Origin of the sequence: Pseudomonas emilianonis (assembly GCF_023072625.1) — a bacterium.
Lineage (GTDB): Bacteria > Pseudomonadota > Gammaproteobacteria > Pseudomonadales > Pseudomonadaceae > Aquipseudomonas > Aquipseudomonas paraveronii.
The window spans coordinates 1-1,362 of record NZ_JAKNRV010000659.1; the positions used below are offsets into that span (position 1 = coordinate 1).

General features: G+C 65.0%; 1 protein-coding gene. It reads left to right on the plus strand.

Going from position 1 to position 1,362, the window contains the following annotated elements; translation table 11 throughout:
- A partial coding sequence (locus L9Z73_RS30605) for a leucine-rich repeat domain-containing protein (protein ID WP_247408695.1) occupies positions 1 to 1,362 on the plus strand: 1,362 nt, incomplete at both ends.

Sequence of the window (1,362 nt, forward strand, 5' to 3'; positions counted from 1 at the left end):
ACCAGCATCGCTGGCCGCTGCGCCTGCGCAACCTGGCCCATGAGCTGCACGTGGCCGCCGATTCGGTGCGCGCCTACGAAGGCTTCTATCCACCGGCGTCGCCCAGCCCGGCGACGGAAAGCCTGGTGCTCAAGACCCTGCTGTTTCATACCGATGCGCTCACCGATCTGCACATTCAAATCCGCCAAACCTCCATCACCGGCACCCTACGCAGCCAGGCCGGGCCGGACACCGCCAGCACGCGTCGAGTACTGGTGCGCAACAGCCTGGGTTACGCGGTCTACGACGCTGCAGGCCGGCAGTTGCACAGCCCGAGCAGTCTGTACGAGGCTGTGTTGCGGGTGCTGCCCGACGCGTCACGTAGCACGCTGGGTTACAACCCCGGCGACGGCGACGGCTTCCAAAACTGGTTGATGACCACCCTGGAACCCTTGGCCGAGCGCCGCAAGCTGCTGGCAGCGCCGGCAACCCACCGCGTCATGGAGCGACACACCCAGCAATTGCTCGGCGGCCCGCTGCTCAGCCGTTGCCGCGCAACCCCAGCCGATACCCACGCGACGTTTGCGCGAGAGGTGCTGCAGCGCTTGTTTCCGAGCCTGAGCGAGCAACGCTTGAACCGTTTTATCGACGAAATCCCGCCCGACCAACTGAGCACCACCCTGAATGAGCTGACCCTGCAAAAACACACCCTGTGCACCCAATTGCAGGCCTGGAAACAATCGCCCACCCATCACCCCAAAGGCAGCGCCCAGGAACGTCAACAACTGACCGCCCGCCGACGCCTGGCCCACCTGCTTGAACAGTGCTGGGGCGAGCGCTACGCCGAATACACCGACGATTGGGGCAGAACCCAGCCCGGCGCGCGAATCGATCTGGACGGCATGCCGTTACCCGAGTCGCTGCCTGCGCTGACCGTCAACTTTGAGCACGTGACGTTCCTGAACCTGAGCCAGAGCAGCGTCGGGCAAACCCATTGCGGCTTGCTCAAACACTTCCCGGCGCTGCGCTCCCTGGACCTGAGCCACAACAACCTGACGAGCTTGCCGGTCGAACTGGCGGCGATGCGGGTTCTGCGCAACCTGAACCTGTCGAACAACCGCATGGTGCTGTTCCCTGAAGACGTGACGCGCCTGCGCAATCTACGGCGCCTGCAAACCGTGATTCTGGACCACAACCCCCTCGCGGCCCCGCCGGACATCACGCGCATGCCCAACCTGCGCCGCCTCGACCTGAACCATACGCAAATCAGCCAATGGCCCCGCGGCCTGTTTGCCCACCCCAGGAACGACATGTTCGACCTCGACCTGAGCGGCAACCCGATCACCGCCCTGCCCGCGCTCACGCCGCAGCCCACCGCCGCAC